Source organism: Stenotrophomonas sp. SXG-1, from assembly GCF_014083965.1.
In the GTDB taxonomy this organism is placed as follows: Bacteria; Pseudomonadota; Gammaproteobacteria; order Xanthomonadales; family Xanthomonadaceae; genus Stenotrophomonas; species Stenotrophomonas geniculata.
Map to the genome: position 1 here is coordinate 154,384 of NZ_CP046588.1, position 20,856 is coordinate 175,239.

The window sequence follows — 20,856 nt, forward strand, 5'->3', positions numbered from 1 at the left end:
TGCACGGTAGCGCCGGGCCATGCCCGGCGGCGCGCATCCGCAGATCAGCGCGCCAGCAGCTCGCGCGCGTCCTGCCCGGCCTCGCAGTGCACGAACAGCACCGGCACGCCGTGCGCTTCCAGCACCGCGGCCATCTGCCGCTGGCGCATCAGGAACTGCTCGTAGATGCCCTTCAGGCGGTCGCAGTCGTTGTTGCCGTGGTTGTAGTGCGCGCACCAGCCGGCCGGGTCGAACAGCGCCATGCGTGCCTCGCCATGGGTATAGCGCAGCAGCGGCTCGGGCGCGGCATTGAGCCACTCGTCCTCGCCCGGGGCCATGATCGCCGTCTCGATCAGCGGCCACAGCGCGGCCAGGCCCTGGTTGTCGTACTGCATCGACATCATCGCGGCCAGATCATTCACGGTGAAATAGCGTGCGTGCTCGATGCGGGCACCAAAGGTGTTCTGCGCCATCAACGCGGTGTCGGCATGGGCCATGCCGTTGGCCAGCAGCGTATCTTCCAGCGCCTCGGCCACCGCATTGGTGGTGGCCACGTCACTGCCGGCCAGCAAGAACGGCACCACACGCAGGCCACCACCCACCAGGCTGGCATCGGCCTGGAACGGCAGCGGCACGTCACCCTGGGCGTCGGTACCGAACGCCAGCAGGCGCGGGCCCTGGTTGCGGCCCGGCGCACGCATCTGCAGTTCTTCCAGCCGGCGATGGATCGGCCAGCCCGGGCGCAGCACTTCGGCCGGGTCGAAATGGGCGGCGGCGAACACCAGGTCCAGCTCGGCCACCTGCGGCACCAGCTTGGACAGGTCGCGGCCGACGCGATCGGCCAGTTCACCGGCCTGTTCGGCGCTGAGTACCGCCTGGCGGGGGATTTCGCCGCCGGCCAGTTCCAGGGCCAGCACGCCAAGGGCATTCATCGCGGGGTCGGGTTTGCTCATGGTTCCACGGTTGGCCCATCACAGGGCGGCAGCTACACTTGGCTCCATTATGCCTGCTCCGCCGTGCAGGCCATGTTGCAGACACCCTCATCCATGCCAGGTATCTCCATGCCCAACGCTCGTCCCGTCGCCATCCTCGGTGGCGTCCGCATTCCGTTCTGCCGCCAGAACACCGCGTATTCGGATGTCGGCAACCTCGGCATGTCGGTCCGTACGCTGGGCGCGCTGGTCGAACGGTTCGGCCTGCACGGCCAGCAGCTGGGTGAAGTGGCGATGGGTGCGGTGATCAAGCACTCCAGCGACTGGAACCTGGGCCGCGAAGCCACGCTGTCCTCCGGCCTGTCGCCGCTGACCCCGGGCATCACCCTGCAGCGCGCCTGCGGTACTTCGCTGGACAGCATCATCACCGTCGCCAACAAGATCGCGCTGGGCCAGATCGAATCCGGCATCGGCGGTGGTTCGGACACCACCTCCGACGTGCCGATCGTCTACGGCAAGAAGCTGCGCGCGCGCCTGCTGGCCGCCAACCGTGCCAAGAGCACCGGCGACAAGATCCGCGCGTTGACCGCCGGCTTCAAGTTCTCCGAACTGAAGCCCGAGTTCCCGGGCGTGGCCGAGCCGCGCACCGGCAAGAGCATGGGTGACCATTGCGAGGACATGGCCAAGGAATGGAACATCTCGCGCGACTCGCAGGACGAGTGGGCGGTGTCGTCGCACAAGAAGCTGGCTGCCGCCTATGAGCGTGGCTTCTTCAACGACCTGATCGCACCGTTCCGTGGCGTCGAGCGCGACAACATCCTGCGCCCGGATACCTCGCTGGAAAAGCTCGCCACGCTGAAGCCGGCCTTCGACAAGGTCTCCGGCCGCGGCACCCTGACCGCAGCCAATTCCACCCCGCTCACCGATGGCGCTGCCGCGGTGCTGCTGGCCAGCGAGGAATGGGCCCGCGCACACGGCCACGAACCGCAGGCGTACCTGCGTGATGCCCACGTCTCGGCCGTTGATTTCGTGCATGGTGAAGGCCTGCTGATGGCACCGACCGTGGCTGTGCCGGAGATGCTCAAGCGCAATGGCCTGACCCTGCAGGACTTCGACATCTACGAGATCCACGAAGCCTTCGCCGCGCAGGTGCTGTGCACCCTGCGTGCGTGGGAGAGCGAGGATTACTGCCGCAACCGCCTGGGCCTGGATGCACCGATGGGCCGCATCGACCCGGACAAGATCAACCTGCTGGGTTCGTCGCTGGCCACCGGCCACCCGTTCGCTGCCACCGGCGCCCGCGTGATTGCTACGGCCGCCAAGCAGCTGGCCGAACGCGGCGGCGGCCGCGCGCTGGTGTCGATCTGCACCGCCGGCGGCATGGGCGTGGTGGCGATCGTCGAACGCTGATTGTTGCGACCGCACGCCAACCAAGGTTGGCGACTACCGGGTTCCACACATGAAAACGCCGCCCAATGGGCGGCGTTTTTTCTTGCTCTGGTGAGTGCCGACCGTTGGTCGGCACGCTTCACGGCAACCGCGGATTACCGAATTCGTCGCGCTCTTCGTTGGCGTCATACACCGGCGGCTGCACCGTGATGGGCTGCTCTTCCACCGTGGCGCGTGCAGGTGCTTCAATGCCGCGCACCAGCTCCACGCTGTCCTCGCCGCGCTGCAGTCGCAGCGCATTGGCCAGGCATTGCGCGGCCAGCGCGTGCTCGCCACGCTGCGCGAACAGCTCACCCAGTGCTTCCCACGCAGGAGCACCAGCGCCGGCGGCGATGGCCTCATGCAGGAACGCATCGGCGGCATCCCACTGCTGCTGGGCCAGGGCCACGCGGCCCTGTGCCAGGCGCAGCGCGGCCGACTCGTCATGCACGTTGCGCCAGCGCGCCAGGTTGCTCTGGCGGGTGGCCAGGCGCTCGGCCGGCAGGCGGCCATACAGCGCCACCAGTTCGTCGTCCCAGCGATGGTCCAGGGCCTGTTCCAGCGCCAGCAGCGCCGGCTCATCCCAGTTCAGGGCCACCGCGCGGCTGGCATACGCGCCGACCACGTCCGGGGTGGGGCGCAGCGCCTTCGGCGTGGCTTCCCACTGCGCGGCCAGCGCGTTGACGTCGGCCGCTTCCAGCAGCGCCTGTGCGGCCAGGCGTGCTTCCAGTTCGCTGTTGGCGTCGGCCGGCAGCACCTTGCTCTGGCGCAGTGCACCCAGCTGGCCATACGCCTCGTGGGCGCGGCCCGCCTGTGCCAGTGCTTCGGTGCGCAGCCACAGGCCGCGCGGCGGCAGCGGCTGGATCGCCGCCACGTCCAATGCGTTGATTGCATCCACCGGCAGATCGCGCGCCAGCAGCTGTTCGGCGCGCAGCAGCGCCTGCAGGGTGGCATCGCTTTCGCCCAGGCGCTGCAGCAGCGCTTCACCGGCGGGGCCGTCGGCACGCGCCTGCGCACTGCGCACGGCGTTGGCCAGCGCCACCGCGCTCACTTCCGGATCCTTGGCGGCGCCGTCCAGCAGCTTCTCGGCACGCTGCCACTGGCCGTGCTCATAGGCCTGCAGGCCGTCGATCAGGCGCACCCGGCCCTGCTTGCGGCGGTAGCGGCCCCAGGCGCGGAACGGTGCAGCGATCAGGCTCCACAGCAGCCACAGTACCAGCACCGCGATCACCGACAGCAGCGCCACCTTGGGCAGGTTGCTGTGGTAGTCGTAGCCGCCGTAGCGCAGAGTCACTTCGCCGAAGCGGTTGAGGTCATCGGCGCCGAGCCATTGCGCGGCAACCACGCCGATGGCCACGGCCAGCAACAGCACGACCAGGGATTGCAGGGGTTTCATGTGGGATTACCTCCGGTCGGTCTGGGTACGCAGCTGCTGCAGGGTGCTGCCAAGAACAGCGTTGCTGGCCTGCAGCGGAAGCTCGCGCAAGGCTTTCAGTTCAGCACGTTGCGCGCGCAGGGCCGGTGAATCCGGCCAGCGCCGTTGCGCCCAATGCTCCACGCGTGCCAGCGCAGTATCGCGGCCGGTGCGGTCGCCACGTTCGATCGCGGCGCGCGCCAGGGTCAGTTCCAGTTGCAGTGCATCGTCTGCATTGCGGCGTTCGGCGGCGGTCAGCGGACCGTTCTGGCGGCTGGGGCTGATGTCCACGAACGGGGCCAGCGTGGCCTGCCACCAGGTCTTGCCGGCGCCGGGCGCGCTGTCGCCTGTTACCTGCGAGGGCAGGCCATGCAGGGCATTGGCCAGGCTATCCAGGCGCTGCATCGATTGCGCGCGCGGGCCGGCACCAAGGGAATCCAGTGCATCGCGCTCCTGCACCAGGGCCTGGCGCAGATTCAGGCCGTCGCTGTCGGGCAGATCGGCCAACGCGGTGGCGGCCTGTGCATACAGGCGGCGTGCGCCTTCCACGTCGTCGGCGTAGTTCAGTCGCTGTGCCGCCTGGGTCAACAGCAGCTCGGCCTCATCGCGCTGTACCGCCTGGCGGCCCTGGTTGGCGCTGTCGGCCAGCTTGGCCAGGTTCTCTTCCAGCAATGCACTGCGCTGCGAAAGGCCCAGCATCTCATCGCGCAGCACGCGGTTGGTGGTCGCCGCATCCTGCAGGCGCTGGCTGGTCGCGCGCTGGTCGCGGCGCAATGCATCCAGTGTCGCCTGCAGGCCCTGCAGCTGCACGGCCGTGGTCTGTGCCTGCGCTTCCTGTTCGTGCTGTTGCTGTTGCCAGACGTACCAGCCGGCATAGCCGCCCACGCCAAGCACGACCACCCCGGCCAGCGGCAACAGCCAGCGCACAGGTCGACGGGGCGGGGAAACGGGCGGAGTCTCGTTCATGGGGCTTCCTTGTCGGCAACGCCGCCGGTCAGGTTCCGGCAGGCCGCGTTGTGCACAGCATCACTGTTGCCGACCACAGCGGCAAGCGTGACCCACGTCCCTGTTCAGGTCGCTGCCGGGACGGTGAGCGTGGCGTGTGCAGCGGCCACCAGTTGTGCCGTGGTGGGCCCGGCCGCGCGCACCACGCGTTGCAGCCCCAATGCGTGCGCCTGTTCGCCGAGCCGTTCGCTGGCCACGACGACGGTGGCGTGCGCCTGAAAGCGTTGCTGCAATGCCGGCGGAAGCTGCTGCCAGAAATGCAGCAACGCCTCACCACTGCTGACCGCCAGCACCCACGGCTGCGCTGAATGCGCCAATCGAGCCAATGTGCGGGGCGGCAGGCGCAGCAATCGGCGCTGGTAGACGTCGGCGCGTTCGATCGTGGCGCCCGCCGCCTGCAGTTGCGCGGCAATCAGGCCGCGCCCGCCAGGGGCGGTGACCAGGCCGATGCACAGGCCCTGTACATTGGCCAGCACCGGCATCGCGAGCAGCCCCTCGCTGTCCATCCGCTGCGGTGCATGCACCTCGGCGACGCCCTGCGCCCGCAGCGCGCGCGCGGTGCCTTCGCCCACGGTCAGCCACGGGCTGCGTTGTGCTTCGGCCAGTGGCAGCAGGGTGGCGGCCGCAGTAACGGCGGCCGGGCTGGTGAACACCACCCGATCGCAGTTCAGCGTGCGTTGCAGCTGACGCACCACTGGCGTGCCGTTCAGGCGCTGCAGACGCCAGGGCGGCAGGGCCACCACATGTCCGCCCAGCCCAGCAACGGCGCGGCGCAGCGCGGAATTCTGGCCCTGCGGTCGCAGCGAAATGAAGGTCCAGCCCGGCTCGGAACCGGCGGCGCCAGTGGGTATCGTATGGTCGGCCATTGCCTGCATTATGCGGGCCCTTCGTTGTCGTGGTCTCTGCTCCGATGTCCGTTGATGCTCTGACTTCCTCGCTGGCCGCCCTGCAGGACGTGCTGGACTGCATGCCGGCGGTCCGCGCCATGCAGATCCAGCTCGACGGCTATGCCGATGGCGTGCTGCGCATCACCGCGCCGCTGGCCGCCAACGTCAACGACAAGGGCAACGCCTTCGGTGGCAGCCTGGCCTCGGTGCTGACCCTGTCTGGCTGGGCGCTGGTCAGCCTGCGCCTGCGCCTGGCCGGCCACGATGCCGAGGTCTACGTGGCCGACAGCAACCTGCGCTACCTGGCGCCGGTCTACGAAGACCTGCACGCCCATGCCGAAGCGGCCGAGGTTACCGGCTGGGATGCTTTCCTGAACACCTTCCGGCAGCGCCGCAAGGCCCGCATCAGCATCATCGCCACCCAGCCCGGTGCCGATGGCAAGCCTGCCGCCGAGTTCAGCGGTCGCTTCGTTGCCTTCGCCAAAGGGTAGGATGGCAGGCTGACGTTCTGGGGAAACCACCGATGCGCCGCCTCATCCAGTTCCTGATGTGTTCCCTGCTGCTGGTCAGCGCCGTGGCGTCGGCCGACGACCTCAGCCGCAAGCAGCGCAAGCTGCTGGAAGAGACCCAGATCGCCTACGGCGCCACCATCCGCTGGGGCAGCATGGACGATGCGATCGGCTATCTGGACCCCAAGCTGCGCAAGGAAAAGCCGCCCACCGAGTTCGAGCTCAACCGCTACGCGCAGCTGCGCGTGTCGTCCTACCGCGAGCGCAGCAGCGCCTCGCTGGACGGTGGCCTGGTCGAGCGCCGGGTCGAAATCGGGGTGATCAACCAGAACACCCAGGCCGAACGCACCGTGGTGGTGGTCGAGCGCTGGCGCTGGGATGCCGAGGCCAAGCGCTGGTGGCAGACGGCCGGCCTGCCGGACCTGTGGAAGGGGCAGTGACGGGCCGCGTCCGGCTTGTGCGACAATCGGCGCCCGCTTAATCGACCCGTGACCTGAGTGAATTACGAAGAGTTGCTGGCCTTTGCAGGCCGAAACCCGATGCTGTCCGCGGCCCTGGTCGGCCTGACCGTGGCCATCATCGTCACCGAGATCCGCCGCCTGTTCCGGGGCTTCAAGGGCATCAAGCCCGCCGAACTGACCCAGCTGATGAACGCGGGCGGCACGGTGGTGGTCGACCTGTCGGCCAGCGGTGACTTCGAGAAGGGCCACATTGCCGGCAGCCGCAACGCCCAGGCCAGTGCCTTCGGCCCGGACAACAAGCTGGTGGCCAACGCCAAGCAGTCGCCGGTGGTGCTGGTGTGCCGCAGCGGCAACGCTTCGGAAACCGCCGCCAAGGCGCTGAAGAAGGCCGGTTTCGAGAAGGTCTACGTGCTCGACGGCGGCATTCCCGCCTGGCAGCAGGCCGAGCTGCCGCTGGTCAAGGGCCGCAACTGATTGCCGCAGGTGGCGGATCCGGCCTTGTATGGGCCTGATCCCGCCCCCATCGCAGTAGTTCGACCATCGTTTTCATTGCATTCATTGGAGTTACTGGAAATGTCCGAAGAGATCACCAACGGCGCCGCTGCGCCGGTCGATGCCGCCACCGGCCCCGCTTTCACCGTCGAGAAGATCTACGTCAAGGACGTCTCCTTCGAGTCGCCGAACGCTCCGACCATCTTCAATGACCAGGTGCAGCCGGAGCTGCAGCTGAACCTGAACCAGCAGGTGCAGCGCCTGGGTGAGAACGCCTTCGAAGTCGTGCTGGCCGTGACCCTGACCTGCCAGGCCGGTGAGCGCACCGCCTACGTGGCCGAAGTGAAGCAGGCAGGCGTGTTCGGCCTGGTCGGCCTGGACCCGCAGTCGATCGACGTGCTGCTCGGCACCCAGTGCCCGAACATCCTGTTCCCGTACGTGCGCCAGCTGGTCAGCGACCTGATCCAGGCCGGCGGCTTCCCGCCGTTCTTCCTGCAGCCGATCAACTTCGAAGGCCTGTACGCAGAAACCCTGCGCCAGCGCCAGGAGCAGGGTGACGCACCGTCGCTGGCTGACTCCGAGCCGGCTGGCAACGCCTGATTCCTGCCGCGACGTCACGGATGAGCACTCCCGCTGACAAGATCGCCGTGCTTGGCGCCGGTTCCTGGGGAACCGCGCTGGCCAGCCTGCTCGCACGGCACGGTCACCCGACCGTGCTGTGGGGGCGCGACGCTGCCGTGGTCGAAGCCATCGACCAGCGCCACGAGAACCCGCGTTACCTGCCGGGCATCCCGTTGCCGGAGAGCCTGCGTGCCACCACCGACCTGGCGTCGGCGGTGGAGGGCGCGGCCTGGATCCTGGTGGTGACCCCGTCGCACGCCTTCGGTGAAACCGTGCGTGCGCTGGCGCCGCTGCGCCCGGCCGGTGCCGGCGTGGCCTGGGCCACCAAGGGCTTCGAGCCCGGTTCGGGCCGCTTCCTGCATGAAGTAGCGCGCGAAGTGCTGGGTGAGGACGTGCCGCTGGCCGTGGTCACCGGCCCGTCGTTCGCCAAGGAAGTGACCCAGGGCCTGCCGACCGCGATCACCGTGCACGGCGACGTGCCCGAGTTCGCGCAGACGGTGGCCGAAGCGATGCATGGCCCAGCGTTCCGCGCCTACACCGGCGACGACATGGTCGGTGCCGAGCTGGGCGGTGCGATGAAGAACGTGCTGGCCGTTGCCACCGGCGTGGCCGATGGCATGCAGCTGGGCCTGAACGCCCGTGCCGGCCTGATCACGCGTGGCCTCAACGAGATGCTGCGCCTGGCCGCTGCCATCGGCGCCAAGCCGGAAACGCTGATGGGCCTGGCTGGCCTGGGCGATCTGGTGCTGACCTGCACCGGCGACCTGTCGCGCAACCGCCGCCTGGGCCTGGCCCTGGGCCGTGGCCAGACGCTGCAGGATGCCGTGCGCGAAATCGGCCAGGTGGTCGAGTCGGTGCAGACCGCCGACGAAGTGATGCGACAGGCACGCCGCCATGGCATCGACCTGCCGATTTCCGACCGCGTGCGCGCCGTGCTGCACGGCGAGCAGACGCCGGAAGAAGGCCTGCGCGCACTGCTGGCGCGGGAACAGAAACCGGAATACCCGGACACGCTGTTCAAGTGAATCGAAAACCCCGGCCACGCGCCGGGGTTTTCTGTGCGCGCCCCATCCACGCATAGCGTGGATCTAGGACGGAACCCGCTTCTGGTAGCTGCCAACCTTGGTTGGTGCCCGGTAGCGCCGGGCCATGCCCGGCGGCATTCATCACCGCGCGCGCGGCCGCGCGTTGCTGTTGTCCATGTCCGAGAAGATCACCCACGGCCCATCCCCCTCACGCTTCAGCGTCAGCGTGAACTTGCCGGTATCGCCCACGTTGTTGCCGTAGCTGTACGCACCGATGACGTAGCCCGTGTTCCCCTCCACCGCGTACGCCAACGCACGCAGCCGCAATGGGCTGCCGCCCTGGCCGGCATAGGCGTCTGCAATCGCGCTGCGGCCGCGCACCGGCGGCTGGTTGCTCTGCAGCACAAAGCCATCTTCGGCGAACAGTGCAGCCAGTGCCTTGGCATCACCGGTGCGCCACGCCTGCTCGTAGTTGCGCAATACGCGATCCAGCGGTGCGGGCAGGGGGGTATCGGGCAGGCGCGCAGACGTCGTGCCTTCTGCATCGTGGGAAATTGCCGGCGTTGCCAGCAGCAGGGCACTGCAGAAGATCATGGCGAGGGGTGTACGGCGCATGCGTCCGGCTCCAGACGATGACGGGAAGCTACGGACGCATCCTAGCGCGGTGCTGGTTAGAATCACGCGGCCGCCGATTCGGCGGATGCAGCGCAGATCAGACAAGGACACGGAATGAAGATGCGAATCACAGGGATGGCGATGATGGCCGCGCTGCTTGCAGCCTGCGGACAGGCACCGGAGAAGACTGGCGGGACTGCACCTCCTGCGGCGCCAGCGCCGACCACCGAAGCACCGGCCGCCACGGCCACCGTGGTCGAGAAGGAATCCTCCGTCGAAGACGGCGTGGATCCCGCGGTATGGGACAACGAAGGCGAACCGGAAGACCCGGCCGCCGGCGGCGAGCTCACCTGCGCGGACAATCCGCTGGCGACCCACTTCTTTACTCTGGTGGGCGGCAACACCGTGGATGACTGCGGCCGCAAGGACCCGAAGGTGCTGGCCGCGTTCGATGCGTTGATGAAGGGCACGCAGGACGCCGAATCCAGCGACAAGGACATTCCGTCGCTGCGCAAGCGCCTGTTGAGCGGACCCAGTGGCCCTGGCGAGCTGCTGGTGCTGCAGGGCGAGCCGTGGTGGTTCTACACCGCCTGCCAGGCCCACGATTGCCCCGGCACCGCGTTGGCGATGTTGTACTCGCCCGATCAGTCGAAGCTGGTCGGCCGTCTTACCGCGCGCTGCCGTGTGTGGTGGCTGGGCGAGCCGACGGCGGAACAGCGTGCGCAGATCGAACAGCGCCAGCCACTGCAGGATGCCGCGTTGAAGGAAGACAGCGTGCTCTGCAAGTGATGTGGCGCGCTCTGCAGCGCCGGGCCGTGCCCGGCGCTGCAGTGAGCGTTGTTCCCCGTATCACCCTTCCGGCCGCATGCGTGCGCTGGCCTGTGCGGCCAGCGACAGACTGGCCATCATCAGGCCCTCCATCACGCGGTCGCCCACGTATTCCTCCTCGGACCCGTTCTGGCGTACGCGCTCGGCAGCCAGCAGCATTTCCAGCGCCACGCGCAGCCCGGCCAACGCACAGTCCGCGTCGGCCAGCGCCATGCGGCGCCCTGGCATCTGATGACGTTCGGGCCAGGGCTGGCCGTCGGCGGCCGCGCCCTTGCCGATGCGGTCGAGCGTGGCGATGAAACCGTGCGGATCGTGCGGGTGCAGTGCTTCCGAGGGCGCGTCCGCGTTGGCGGGCACGTACTGCGCGCGCAGGCGGGAGGATTCGGGTGTGCTCATGGCAAGGGCTCCGTGCAGGACAGACGGTAACCGCCACATAGAGGTGGCGGGCGGAGACGTGGCTCGAAAACCGGGAGATCACGAACAAGACCGGCAGGCGCAAGGCCTCCACGCTCCGCCCGCCATAGCCGGCAGACGGAATGCCAGCCGGCGCCACGCGGGGTGACGCCGGCTGGCAAGCGCAAACAACGTTCGTGATCTAACGGGTTTTCGAGGCCCGGCCACCCATTTTCCGGCGGCCCACCATCTGTACCGCCGTCGCTGCGCAACGCCAATCAGAAGAGTTGCATTCAACGCTGGATCAAAGACGCTTTTGGCATTTTTGCATGCTGTTAAGCCGTCGCAGACGCAGGCGCCGCAACGTCCGTAGCGGCATGGGGAATATGCGACATGGGTCGAAGTTGATGACGTGGCGTACGGGCACTCCACCAGGCCGATGACGACAGTGCGGGGCGAAGAACGTAAATCGACTTCGGCGCACTCCGGTGTGTCAGTGCTCTTCGCGTCTCTCGTACCAGGCTTGAGTACGGTTCACGATCCGCACCACAGACAACATGACCGGCACCTCGATCAGTACACCCACCACCGTCGCCAGCGCAGCCCCCGAATGCACACCGAACAGTCCCACCGCGGTGGCAACCGCCAGCTCGAAGAAATTGCTGGCGCCAATCAACGCCGAAGGGCCGGCCACGCAATGCGCCACGCCCAGGCGACGATTGAGCAGGTAAGCCAGGCCGGAAGTGAAATAGACCTGGATCAGGATCGGCACCGCAATCAGTGCGATCACCAGCGGCTGCTCCACGATCTGTCGGCCCTGGAAGCCGAACAGCAGGACCAGTGTGAGCAGCAGCGCGCACAGCGAGACGGGCCCAAGCTTGCGAAGCACCCGCTGCAATGCCGCCTCGCCACGACGCATCAGTATCCAGCGCCGCAGCAACGCCGCCACCAGCACCGGCACCGCGATGTAGAGGCCCACCGACAGCAGCAGGGTATCCCACGGCACGGTGATCGCCGACAGGCCCAGCAGCAGTGCAACCACCGGCGCGTAGGCAACCACCATGATCGCGTCGTTCAACGCCACCTGGCTCAGGGTGAAGTTGGCATCGCCACGGCACAGGTTGCTCCACACGAACACCATGGCGGTGCAGGGCGCGGCCGCCAGCAGGATCAGCCCGGCGATGTAGCTGTCGATCTGTGCTGCGGGCAACCAGTCGGCGAAGGCATGGCGCAGGAACAGCCAGCCCAGCAGCGCCATTGAGAACGGCTTCACCGCCCAGTTGATGAACAGCGTCACGCCGATGCCCTTCCAGTGCTGCTGCAACTGGCGCATCGCAGTGAAGTCGACCTTCAGCAGCATCGGGATGATCATCAGCCAGATCAGCACCGCAACCGGCAGGTTGACCTTGGCGACCTCTGCGGATGCCAGCGCGGCAAAAGCGCCGGGCAGGAAGTGGCCCAGCAGGGTGCCAGCCGCGATGCACAGCACAACCCACAGCGTCAGGTGTCGCTCGAACAGGCTCATGGCAGTGGCACCGTCACTGTGCGCCGTCGGTCGGCAGCAGCCGGCCGATCCGGTCCAGCGCGTGCTGCAGCGTCGTGCGGTCGAACCACAACGATTCGGGCAGCGCGAGCAATGCACGCAGTCGCAGCTTCACGATGGCATGGGCCTGCGCGAATGCTGCGGCCTTGTCGGCATCGCTACCCGCGACGGCCGCCGGATCGGGCAGGCCCCAGTGGCTGCGGATGAAGTCACCGAACACCACCGGGCAGGCCTCCGCTGCGGCTGAATCGCATACGGTGATCACCAGGTCCATCGGGGCTGCATCCACGAACTCATCCCACGACTTGCTGCGCAGCCCTTCAATGGGCATTCCTTCGGCCTGCAACTGGGCCAGCGCGAAGGGGTTGATCTGGCCAGTGGGCTGGCTGCCCGCACTGAATGCGCTGAAGCGATCGCCGCCCCAGGCGCGCAGGGTGGCTTCAGCAAGCACGCTGCGGGCGCTGTTGCCGGTGCAGAGGAAGAGGACATTGCGGGTCATGTGGCTTCCATGGTCAGTGAGCGGTTTGGACATGCAAAGCGCGCTGGCCGGGCAGAGACGAGTGAACTCGGCAGAGCTGCGGATCGCCTCCGCTATCTGCGCGCGATCACATCCGGCATAGCCGTGCCGCGCGAACCACGTGCCTGCCGATGTTGTCAGCAGCACCAGTTCCCTGACCTGCATACGGCAGGCCACCTCTTCGGCCGCTGCCAGCAATGCGCGCCCAAGGCCGGTATTGCGTCGGTCATCAGACACCACCAGGGAGCGGAGCAGCGCCGAGGCGCCGAAAACCTGCAATCCAACGGCGCCCACGGGGACGCCGTCGAGGTCTGCGACGAAAAACACGACCTTGCTGCTTTCCAGATCGGCCACGGGCAACTGCGCCTGCTGCAGAAGGTCCCGGATCGAGGACAGGTCGTCGCGTGTGCCGGCACGAATCACGGGGTCTGGCTTCATCTCAGCACCTGCATGCCGGTTCGCTCACCGCGCACCGCTCGTCCGGCGAGCCCGCGCAGCAGTTGTGCGTCAGGTACTCGATCAAGCCGTTCATGGCATCGAAGTTGGCCCGATAGCAGACATGGCGGCCCTGGCTTTCACTCTCCACCAGCCCGGCCTGCACCAGCTCCTTCAGGTGGAAGCTGAGCGTGGCTGGGGGCACCTGCAGGGCCGTGGCGATGTCGCCCGCCATGCGCCCTGCCGGGCCAGCCTCCACCAGCAGGCGGAAGGCAGCCAGGCGGGTGGCATGACCGAGCGCGGTGAGGGCGGTGATTGCATTTAACGTTTCCATATTTCTAGAATAATCGAATGAATAAGCCAATCACAAGCCCTGACCTGCCCAATCTGGTGGAATCGTCATTGCCCCAGCCCAATCATCACCAGCTCGCCGCGGCAGATCTGGGGCCGCCACGCATCCTCCTGCTCTACGGCTCGCTTCGGCCGCAGTCGTTCAGCCGCAAGCTGGCACTGGAAGCCGAGCGATTGCTGCGCCACCTGGGGTGCGAAACCCGCATGTTCGATCCGCATGCGCTGCCCATGCTCGACAGCGTGGACACGAGCCACCCCGAAGTGCAGCGGTTGCGTGCGTGGTCGCAGTGGTCGGAAGGCCAGGTCTGGGTCAGCCCCGAGCGGCATGGCACGGTCACCGGCGTGTTCAAGAACCAGATCGACTGGTTGCCGCTGGAAGATGGCAGCGTGCGGCCCACGCAGGGCAGGACGCTGGCGGTGATGCAGGTGAGCGGCGGCTCGCAGTCGTTCAACACCGTCAATACGCTACGCGTGCTCGGCCGGTGGATGCGCATGCTGACCATCCCCAACCAGTCATCGGTGGCCAAGGCCTGGCAGGAATTTGATGACGATGGGCGCATGAAGCCCTCGCCGTACTACGACCGCGTGGTGGATGTGATGGAGGAGCTTGTGAAGTTCACGCTGCTGACGCGAGGGCGGTCGGACTACCTGGTGGACCGCTACAGCGAGCGGAAGGGCGACGCGCATGCCGCAGCATTGGCGCGGGCTGCAGGGGCTACGGCTTCCTGAATTCCAATCTGCCGACGAGCGTATTACTTGCTTGCGCGCCGCGCGCCCTTCTCGTCTTCGTCCTTCGCATCCCCGCGGCTCTGCGCGAACTCCGGGAAGGTCTTCGCGATCGAATCCTTGTCCGGCAGGATGTAGAACACGCCGCCCTTCTCGAACATGGGCTGCACGATCTGCCCGTAGAACGCGGGCGAGACATTGATGCAACCGTGGGTGACGCGGTTGTCGTCCGGCGTGGGCGATGCCAGTCGTTCGGCACGCTTTTCCTTCGGGCTGCCCGGCGGCAGCGGGTGCATTGAAACCGCGGAATCGTAATCCACCCACAGCACGCGCCCGGCATCGTCGGAGGGGCCGTAGCCACCGATGAAGCGGCCGGCCGGCGTGGTGCGGTCGTGGCCGGGAATCGCGCTCAGTGCCAGCTTGGCGACGCCGGGTGCGGAATGATCGCCGATAGCCGAACCGAACAGCGCCGGTGCCGCGCCACGCAGCTTGCCGTCACCGCTGAAGATCAGAACCTGCGCCGCCGCCTTGTCCATGACTGCAAACGGATAGCCCTGGTTGTCCTTGCTGGCGACGACCCAGCCGGCCAGCTCGATCACCGTTTCGGACACGCTCTGGTCAGCCGGAAGTTCATCAATGGCGGCTACCGGTGGTGCAGGTGCGTCCTTGTCCCTGGCGTTGGCTACGCCGCTGCACGCAACGACCAGTGCCATGGCCAGTGCGGCATGGAGGGCGCGGCGTGCAGGGGAGGAGTAGGTACGAATGGGACGGCTCCTTGCAATGCAGTCTTGGGTGGAAGGACGCCAGTGGCCGGCGAAGGCCACTGGTTCCCGATACAGAGATGGATCAATTCAAGCAGTGAGGGAGCGATTACCCGCGCGGCTTGCGGCCGGCCGGTGCCCTTTCAAGCTGCTGCACGCGGCCTTCGATCTGGTCCAGACGCTGGTTGGCCTGCTGTGCGGACTGGTTGGCGGACTCCGCACTCTGCGCAGCACCCTGCACCTTGACGTCGAGCTGATCGAGACGCGAGTTGATGGTTGCAAACTCGTTCTTGTAAGAGGCGCAGGCGCCAAGGCTGACGGTGGCGATGAGCGCTACAGCAAGTGCGCGGGCCGTCTTCATGTGTTGCGGGTTCAGGTTCATTGCACTCCCTCCTTCGTCTGGGGAAGCTGGAATATAGCGGCGTTTGTTCCCGTCGCTACCAAGCGCTTTCAGCTGGAATTTGAGTACGTGGATGGGCTGTGAAGGCCTGTAAATCAACAAACCTTAACAAGCGGGATCAGGCGAGCTGATCTGCGCCGGCCAAGCGCCTTGTGCCTGTTCAATATTACCCATTCACCAGCATGAAGCCGGCATCACGGTATCTGCGCCTGCGCGCTTTCGCCTGCTGCGCACGCAGGTTGCCATCCACTTGCTTCCAGCAGCGCTGCAGCGTTTCCAGGCTGGACATTCAGCAGTTCGGCGATGGCGTTGCGCGTGTCGGGCGCGCGCGCAACGTAGGCATGGGCAATGCGGTAGCCGATCCAGTAGCCGAGATCTCCACGGCGCGCATCGTCGCCGGGGCCGTTGTACAGCCACCTCGAAAGATCGGTGCCCATGCTGTCCTGCAGGAACGCGCGCTCCAGCGCACACTCACGACCCTGCGTCCAACGCTGCAGATGCGCGTTGGCCGGTTGCCCGGAGATCCGTTCGGCCACGTACTCGGCGCCGCCTTCCAGCAGCGTCTGATAGAGCAGGGTGGGCTGCTCGACCTCCACGCGTGCACCAGGCTGTTGCACGTGCACATACTCATGGGCGATCAGATGCACGAAGCGGTCACTCACATCGGCCTGCATCCAGTCGGCGTTGCACAGCGCTTCCAGGCCGATGACCACGCCTGCTTCGGTGGTAACGCCACCACTGTTGCCGCGGCCCACCAGTACGGTGACCGGGGGAAAGCGCGCAGACGGCAACAAGGCGCCCAGCTGATCGACGGCAGCGGCGACGCGCGTGCGGATCGATGGCAATGCTGTCGCGCAGGTTCCCGCTTTCGCAAACAATGCCGGCTTGTCCTGGATGGCACTGGCCAGCCGCTCCATCGAGCCGATACGGCTGTCGGTGAAGCTGCGCAGGGCATCCGTACCCGCATCCAGATAGCCGTGTTGCAGTTCATCGGCGCTTGGGCGCCCTTGGTTGGCGTCCATCACCTTGAAGAAGCGCGTGACATCGTCTGTCTGCACGACGATGTGCCCGGCAGAAACGATGCGCTCAGCCGCCTGTGCCTGCAGCAGCGCGACCGGCGAGGCGATCAGGATCAGTGCCCACATCAAGCATCGAGCGTGGTGCGTATAAGAAGCCGGCAGCGGTGCCATGCAGAGTTCCCTGAACGCCAGCCTTATTTATACACCAGTCAGTTCAATATTCAGGGTTGATTAGACCCCCTAACGGATAATTCACACCTGTCGACCGCCTCCTTTCTCTCCCCCTCCCGGGAGGCGGTCGACGAAACCAAAATAATTAAAGGTGTGTCCCGATGAACAAGAATTCGCTGCTTGCCCTGGGTCTTCTGGCTGCCCTGCCGTTCGCTGCATCGGCAACCGATGGCCTGTCGTACAACTACGTTGAAGGCGGCTACGTGAACACCGATGCCAAGGGCGGCGACGCCGATGGCTGGAAGGTGAAGGGTTCCGTTGCGGTGCACCCGAACTTCCACGTCTTTGGCGACTACAGCGCCCAGGAAACCGACAAGTTCAAGAATGACGTCGACCAGTGGCGCCTGGGTGTCGGCTACAACTACGGCATCGCACCGAACACCGATCTGGTGGCCCGTGTTGCGTACCAGAAGTACGACGAGAAGCGCGGCCTGGACTTCAACGGCTACTCCACTGAAGTGGGCGTGCGCACCGCGTTCAACCCGTACGTGGAAGGCTACGTGATGGCCGGCTACGAAGATTTCAGCAAGAAGCACGGTTACAACCCGGACGGCGAGTTCTACGGCCGTGTCGGCGCCACCGCCAAGTTCAACCAGAACTGGGGCCTGAGCGGCGAAGTGAAGCTGGCCAAGGCTGGCGACCGCGAGTGGTTCGTGGGCCCGCGCTTCACCTGGTAACAAACGCCTGTCGTTAGTGCGTGTTGTGCTGGCGTGTGACTCTCTCTCTCTCCCACACGCCAACCGAAGCCCGGCCTCGCGCCGGGCTTCACTTTTATGGGCCCTGTAGCGCGACAATGCGGCATGGGCGACTCTTCCCCCCTCGCAGGTACTGGCACGGCCTACCAGGAGCATCCGGCGCCTGCGCCGCTGCGCGGCCACTTTGGTCAGCTGTGGCAGAGCCAGCTTCCTGACGATGCCGATGGGCACATCACCGTACTGCCCGATGGTTGCGTGGATATCCTCTGGCGCGACGGTGCGTTGTTCGTGGTCGGCCCGGACCGCGTGGCCGCGCACCCGGCGCTGGCACCCGGTGCGCAGGTGCTGGGGGCACGCTTCCGTCCCGGCCAGGCATTGGCCGCGCTGGGCCTGCCCCTGGCCGAGATCATCGGCCAGGCCGTGCCACTGGCCGATCTGAAGGGCGCGTGGGCGAGCAAGGCGGCGGCCTCCATTGGTGACACCGCGCCTGCACAGCGCCTGCAGCGGATGGCGCACTGCCTGCAACAGCATATGGGTGCGTCCGCGCTCGATACCCCGGCGCAGCGTGCACATGCCCTGTTCCAGGCGCTCGCCATTGGTGACGCCACGCTGGATACGCTGGCGGCACGCCTGAGCCTGAGTCCGCGCAGCCTGCGGCGCTTCAGCCAGTCGCAGTTCGGCTATGGGGCGAAGACGCTGGAGCGGATCCTGCGCCTGCAACGTTTTCTTCGCCACAGCCGCGCGCTGCCACAGCACTCGCTGGCGATGCTGGCCGCCGAGGCCGGCTATGCCGACCAGGCCCATCTCAGTCGCGAGGCGCGTGAGCTGGGTGGCATGACCGCACGCGAACTGCGTCTGGAGTGGGGCCAATGATGGCCGTTTCGTTCAAGACCGCGATGCCACGTTGATTGAAGCTGGGGCTCCCACCACGGAGCCACGCCATGAGCCACGTCGCACCCCACGATGCCGAACGCCGCATCGACAACATCGAATTCAACGTCGCCGACATCGCCCGCAGCAAACGCTTCTACGGCGAGGTGTTCGGTTGGCACTTCACCGACTACGGGCCGGCCTACACCGAGTTCGACGATGGCCGCCTGAAAGGCGGCTTCGTGGCCGACGCGCCGGTGCGTGCCCACGGCGGGCCGCTGGTGATCCTCTACTGCGCGGACCTGGCCGATGCACAGCAGCGTGTGACTGCCGCTGGGGGCGAGGTGGTGCAGGCGGTGTTCGCGTTCCCCGGTGGCCGCCGCTTCCAGTTCCGCGATCTGGATGGCTACGAGTTGGCGGTCTGGAGTGACGTGGATTGAGGTCTTCGTACCTCCGCTGGTGGACGGAACGAGAACCGCTCCGTCCCCGGTCAGTCGGTTCCGCTATGATCGCCCGCACATCGCCACACGCGATGCGCCCGCCTCAAGCCAGCAGGAACCGCCGTGAACTCCCAGCCCGCACCGATCACCGCCCTCAACCACACGCTCGACAACGAGCCGCAGCAGATCACTGCGCCACTGACCCATTCGGCGGCGTTCCTGGTGCTGAAGGTGAAGGACGACGAGGCGTCGATCGCGAAGGCACGCGAGGTCCTGGCCAGCACCGATGACCTGATCAAGAACACCGCCATCCGCGAGATCGAGCGCACCTTCACCTGCAACGTGGCCATTGGTCACCGCGTGTGGAAGCCGCTGGTGGGCACCACGCCGCCGCGTGAGCTGCAGCCGTTCCGCGAGATCAAGGGCGCGACCCACACCGCCGTGTCCACGCCCGGCGACCTGCTGTATCACATCCGCGCACGCACCATGGACCTGATCGTGGCGTTCGAGCGCAACCTGCTGATGGCCTTCGGCGATGCGGTGGAGACGGTCGATGACGTGGCCGGCTTCCGTTATTTCGATGGCCGCGATCTGCTCGATTTCGTCGATGGCACCGCCAATCCGGAAGGGCTGTCGCTGCCGGAAGCCACCATCGTGGGCGAAGAAGATCCCGAACATGCCGGTGGCAGCTATGTGGTGGTGCAGAAGTACCTGCACAACCTTGATGCCTGGCGCGCACAGAAGACCGAGGCGCAGGAAGCGATCATCGGCCGCACCAAGCACGACAACATCGAGCTGGATGATGCGCCGGCCGATGCACAGAAGTCGCACAAGACCCTGTGCACCATTGAAGACGCCGACGGCGAGCACGAGATCCTGCGCGACAACATGCCGTTCGCCAACCCGGGCCGTGGCGAGTACGGCACCTATTTCATTGGTTACACCCGCCGCCTGTGGGTGATCGAGAAGATGCTCGAGCGCATGTTCATCGGCAATCCCGCGCCGCTGCACGACCGCATCCTCGATTTCTCCACCGCCACCACCGGCGTGACCTTCTTCGCGCCCTCGCGCAAAGTGCTGGCCGATCTGGGCGATTGATCGCGCCGGGCAGCGGCGACCGCCATCTGCCTGTCATCTACCGCCCCGACCATCTGCTGTTGGATGCGAGTGCAGGAGCAGGTGATGGCCATGACAGGGAACAGAACCGGCATGCGCCGCTGGTGGCGGCCGCTGGCCGCGTTGTTCGGTGCGCTGGCACTGGGGAGCGCTGCGGTGTCCGCGCAGGAAGCTCCTGCACACTGGATGGCCTATGCCGCCGCCGTGGGGGGGCAGCTGCAGCAGCGCCTGCAGCAGGAGCAGGAGCCGCAGGCGCAGCGCGTGCTGGAATGGCTGCAGGCACATCCGGACGCACCGACGCCGCTGCCGGTGAGCGTGTGGATCGCGGCGGATGGCCGCATCTCGAAGCTGGAATTCGATAGCCTGGGCGATGCCCAGGTTGACGCAGACCTGCGCGCGACCCTGCAGGCAGCGCCGTTGCAGGCGGCGCCACCGGCCGACATGCGCCAGCCGCTGCGGCTGGGCCTGGTGCTTACCCAGTAGATCCACACCATGCGTGGATATGCCTGGTAGATGCCGACCTTGGTCGGCAGGCACGCCAACCAAGGTTGGCGACTACCGGTGGCCCCCAGCCACGCATGGCGTGGCTCTACTGCGTTGCCACCTGCGGTTCACGCGCGGCCGCGCTCCATGCGCGCAGGCCGAACACGGCCAGGCCGAGGAAGAACACGTACAGCGCGGCGGTCACGTGCAGCGACTTGAACAGGTACGCACCCACATAGACCACGTCCACCGCGATCCACACCCACCAGCAGGCCACGTGGCGGCGTGCCTGCCACCACTGGCCGACCAGGCTCAGCGCGGTCAGCATCGCGTCCAGCCAGGGCAGTGCGGCATCGGTGAAGGTATGCATGGCCGCACCCAGCGCCACGCCACCACACAGGCCGATGGCCAGGTCGCGCAGCAGCTTGCCGCGCGCCAGCGGCACGATGCGGATGCTGCCCTCATCGGCGGCATGCTGCCGCCAGTTGAGCCAGCCGTAGACCAGGAAGCCACCGAAGGCGACCTGCAGCAGGGTGTCCGAGTACAGCTTGGCCTCGGCGAATACCAGCCCGTACAGCGTCACCGACAGCAGGCCCACCGGCCACGCCACCAGCCGGCGCCGGGCCATCAGCCAGACGCCAAGGATGCTGCACAGTGCGGCGGTCCACTCGAGCATCACG

26 protein-coding genes and 1 pseudogene are annotated in these 20,856 nt (G+C 66.7%); 13 read left to right on the forward strand and 14 right to left on the reverse strand.

The window, feature by feature from the left end; genetic code table 11:
• Positions 1-44: 44 nt before the first annotated feature.
• On the reverse strand, positions 45-932 hold the full coding sequence (locus GOC52_RS00635) for a hypothetical protein (protein ID WP_019338204.1): 888 nt from the start codon (positions 930-932) through the stop codon (positions 45-47).
• Positions 933-1,025: 93 nt separating this feature from the next.
• Here GOC52_RS00635 and GOC52_RS00640 point away from each other — a divergent pair, with 93 nt between their 5' ends.
• Positions 1,026-2,321, forward strand: coding sequence for an acetyl-CoA C-acetyltransferase (locus GOC52_RS00640; RefSeq protein WP_029550824.1), 1,296 nt, complete (start codon positions 1,026-1,028; stop codon positions 2,319-2,321).
• Positions 2,322-2,439: 118 nt separating this feature from the next.
• Here GOC52_RS00640 and GOC52_RS00645 read toward each other — a convergent pair whose 3' ends face one another.
• From GOC52_RS00645 to GOC52_RS00655, 3 genes are all read right to left on the reverse strand, one after another.
• A complete protein-coding gene (locus GOC52_RS00645) occupies positions 2,440-3,735 on the reverse strand; it encodes a heme biosynthesis HemY N-terminal domain-containing protein (protein ID WP_019338206.1) in 1,296 nt (431 codons plus the stop codon).
• A 6-nt stretch (positions 3,736-3,741) separates the two neighbouring features.
• Positions 3,742-4,719 carry a uroporphyrinogen-III C-methyltransferase gene (locus GOC52_RS00650; protein WP_191850422.1) on the reverse strand — a complete coding sequence of 326 codons (978 nt, stop codon included), beginning with the start codon at positions 4,717-4,719 and terminating at the stop codon, positions 3,742-3,744.
• A gap of 104 nt (positions 4,720-4,823) precedes the next feature.
• Positions 4,824-5,633 carry a uroporphyrinogen-III synthase gene (locus GOC52_RS00655; RefSeq protein WP_043400746.1) on the reverse strand — a complete coding sequence of 270 codons (810 nt, stop codon included), beginning with the start codon at positions 5,631-5,633 and terminating at the stop codon, positions 4,824-4,826.
• Positions 5,634-5,668: 35 nt separating this feature from the next.
• On the opposite strand from GOC52_RS00655, the gene GOC52_RS00660 reads away from it, so the two are divergent.
• The 5 genes from GOC52_RS00660 to GOC52_RS00680 all read left to right on the forward strand — a co-directional run bounded on the left by GOC52_RS00660 (position 5,669) and on the right by GOC52_RS00680 (position 8,753).
• Positions 5,669-6,136: a YiiD C-terminal domain-containing protein gene (locus tag GOC52_RS00660; protein WP_043400743.1), complete on the forward strand. Its 468-nt coding sequence runs from the start codon at positions 5,669-5,671 to the stop codon at positions 6,134-6,136.
• Between the two features lie 32 nt (positions 6,137-6,168).
• Positions 6,169-6,594, forward strand: a complete 426-nt coding sequence (locus tag GOC52_RS00665) for a hypothetical protein (RefSeq protein WP_019338209.1) — start codon at positions 6,169-6,171, stop codon at positions 6,592-6,594.
• Between the two features lie 57 nt (positions 6,595-6,651).
• The gene (locus GOC52_RS00670; protein ID WP_004153552.1) at positions 6,652-7,089 is read left to right on the forward strand and encodes a rhodanese-like domain-containing protein; all 438 of its coding nucleotides are present in this window, start codon (positions 6,652-6,654) and stop codon (positions 7,087-7,089) included.
• A gap of 99 nt (positions 7,090-7,188) precedes the next feature.
• A complete protein-coding gene (secB, locus tag GOC52_RS00675) occupies positions 7,189-7,707 on the forward strand; it encodes a protein-export chaperone SecB (protein ID WP_004153553.1) in 519 nt (172 codons plus the stop codon).
• 20 nt (positions 7,708-7,727) lie between these two features.
• On the forward strand, positions 7,728-8,753 hold the full coding sequence (locus tag GOC52_RS00680) for an NAD(P)H-dependent glycerol-3-phosphate dehydrogenase (RefSeq protein ID WP_191850424.1): 1,026 nt from the start codon (positions 7,728-7,730) through the stop codon (positions 8,751-8,753).
• Between the two features lie 141 nt (positions 8,754-8,894).
• On the opposite strand, the gene GOC52_RS00685 is transcribed toward GOC52_RS00680, so the two are convergent.
• On the reverse strand, positions 8,895-9,347 hold the full coding sequence (locus tag GOC52_RS00685; protein WP_043400739.1) for a YybH family protein: 453 nt from the start codon (positions 9,345-9,347) through the stop codon (positions 8,895-8,897).
• Positions 9,348-9,482: 135 nt separating this feature from the next.
• Between GOC52_RS00685 and GOC52_RS00690 the strand changes: the two genes are divergently transcribed.
• A complete protein-coding gene (locus GOC52_RS00690) occupies positions 9,483-10,157 on the forward strand; it encodes an Ivy family c-type lysozyme inhibitor (RefSeq protein WP_043400736.1) in 675 nt (224 codons plus the stop codon).
• A gap of 60 nt (positions 10,158-10,217) precedes the next feature.
• Here the strand turns inward: GOC52_RS00690 and GOC52_RS00695 are convergent, their stop codons facing one another.
• The 5 genes and pseudogenes from GOC52_RS00695 to GOC52_RS00710 all read right to left on the reverse strand — a co-directional run bounded on the left by GOC52_RS00695 (position 10,218) and on the right by GOC52_RS00710 (position 13,418).
• Positions 10,218-10,592 carry a hypothetical protein gene (locus GOC52_RS00695; RefSeq protein WP_043400733.1) on the reverse strand — a complete coding sequence of 125 codons (375 nt, stop codon included), beginning with the start codon at positions 10,590-10,592 and terminating at the stop codon, positions 10,218-10,220.
• 490 nt (positions 10,593-11,082) lie between these two features.
• Positions 11,083-12,114, reverse strand: coding sequence for an ACR3 family arsenite efflux transporter (arsB, locus tag GOC52_RS00700; RefSeq protein WP_010487158.1), 1,032 nt, complete (start codon positions 12,112-12,114; stop codon positions 11,083-11,085).
• Between the two features lie 13 nt (positions 12,115-12,127).
• Positions 12,128-12,631 carry an arsenate reductase ArsC gene (locus tag GOC52_RS20675; RefSeq protein ID WP_238794452.1) on the reverse strand — a complete coding sequence of 168 codons (504 nt, stop codon included), beginning with the start codon at positions 12,629-12,631 and terminating at the stop codon, positions 12,128-12,130.
• Between the two features lie 84 nt (positions 12,632-12,715).
• Positions 12,716-13,087: pseudogene (locus tag GOC52_RS20680) on the reverse strand (GNAT family N-acetyltransferase); the annotation flags it as partial.
• A gap of 1 nt (position 13,088) precedes the next feature.
• Positions 13,089-13,418: an ArsR/SmtB family transcription factor gene (locus tag GOC52_RS00710; RefSeq protein WP_010487154.1), complete on the reverse strand. Its 330-nt coding sequence runs from the start codon at positions 13,416-13,418 to the stop codon at positions 13,089-13,091.
• Positions 13,419-13,435: 17 nt separating this feature from the next.
• Between GOC52_RS00710 and arsH the strand changes: the two genes are divergently transcribed.
• Positions 13,436-14,164: an arsenical resistance protein ArsH gene (arsH, locus tag GOC52_RS00715; protein ID WP_191850428.1), complete on the forward strand. Its 729-nt coding sequence runs from the start codon at positions 13,436-13,438 to the stop codon at positions 14,162-14,164.
• Between the two features lie 23 nt (positions 14,165-14,187).
• Here the strand turns inward: arsH and GOC52_RS00720 are convergent, their stop codons facing one another.
• The 3 genes from GOC52_RS00720 to GOC52_RS00730 form a co-directional block, all read right to left on the reverse strand.
• Positions 14,188-14,874: a L,D-transpeptidase family protein gene (locus tag GOC52_RS00720; protein ID WP_019338376.1), complete on the reverse strand. Its 687-nt coding sequence runs from the start codon at positions 14,872-14,874 to the stop codon at positions 14,188-14,190.
• A gap of 157 nt (positions 14,875-15,031) precedes the next feature.
• Positions 15,032-15,304 carry a hypothetical protein gene (locus GOC52_RS00725; RefSeq protein WP_010487149.1) on the reverse strand — a complete coding sequence of 91 codons (273 nt, stop codon included), beginning with the start codon at positions 15,302-15,304 and terminating at the stop codon, positions 15,032-15,034.
• A gap of 212 nt (positions 15,305-15,516) precedes the next feature.
• On the reverse strand, positions 15,517-16,467 hold the full coding sequence (locus GOC52_RS00730) for a DUF2268 domain-containing putative Zn-dependent protease (protein WP_049410047.1): 951 nt from the start codon (positions 16,465-16,467) through the stop codon (positions 15,517-15,519).
• A gap of 206 nt (positions 16,468-16,673) precedes the next feature.
• Between GOC52_RS00730 and GOC52_RS00735 the strand changes: the two genes are divergently transcribed.
• From GOC52_RS00735 to GOC52_RS00755, 5 genes are all read left to right on the forward strand, one after another.
• Positions 16,674-17,249, forward strand: coding sequence for an OmpO family porin (locus GOC52_RS00735; protein ID WP_004134798.1), 576 nt, complete (start codon positions 16,674-16,676; stop codon positions 17,247-17,249).
• A gap of 123 nt (positions 17,250-17,372) precedes the next feature.
• Positions 17,373-18,140, forward strand: a complete 768-nt coding sequence (locus GOC52_RS00740) for a helix-turn-helix transcriptional regulator (protein ID WP_143993692.1) — start codon at positions 17,373-17,375, stop codon at positions 18,138-18,140.
• Between the two features lie 68 nt (positions 18,141-18,208).
• Complete coding sequence (locus GOC52_RS00745) at positions 18,209-18,577, forward strand: VOC family protein (RefSeq protein WP_010487140.1); 369 nt, start codon at positions 18,209-18,211, stop codon at positions 18,575-18,577.
• 123 nt (positions 18,578-18,700) lie between these two features.
• Positions 18,701-19,675 (forward strand): Dyp-type peroxidase, encoded by a 975-nt coding sequence (locus tag GOC52_RS00750; RefSeq protein ID WP_010487139.1) that lies wholly within the window; start codon positions 18,701-18,703, stop codon positions 19,673-19,675.
• 84 nt (positions 19,676-19,759) lie between these two features.
• A complete protein-coding gene (locus GOC52_RS00755; RefSeq protein WP_191850430.1) occupies positions 19,760-20,176 on the forward strand; it encodes a hypothetical protein in 417 nt (138 codons plus the stop codon).
• 106 nt (positions 20,177-20,282) lie between these two features.
• Here GOC52_RS00755 and pnuC read toward each other — a convergent pair whose 3' ends face one another.
• Positions 20,283-20,852, reverse strand: a complete 570-nt coding sequence (pnuC, locus tag GOC52_RS00760) for a nicotinamide riboside transporter PnuC (protein WP_019338380.1) — start codon at positions 20,850-20,852, stop codon at positions 20,283-20,285.
• Between the last annotated feature and the right edge of the window lie 4 nt (positions 20,853-20,856).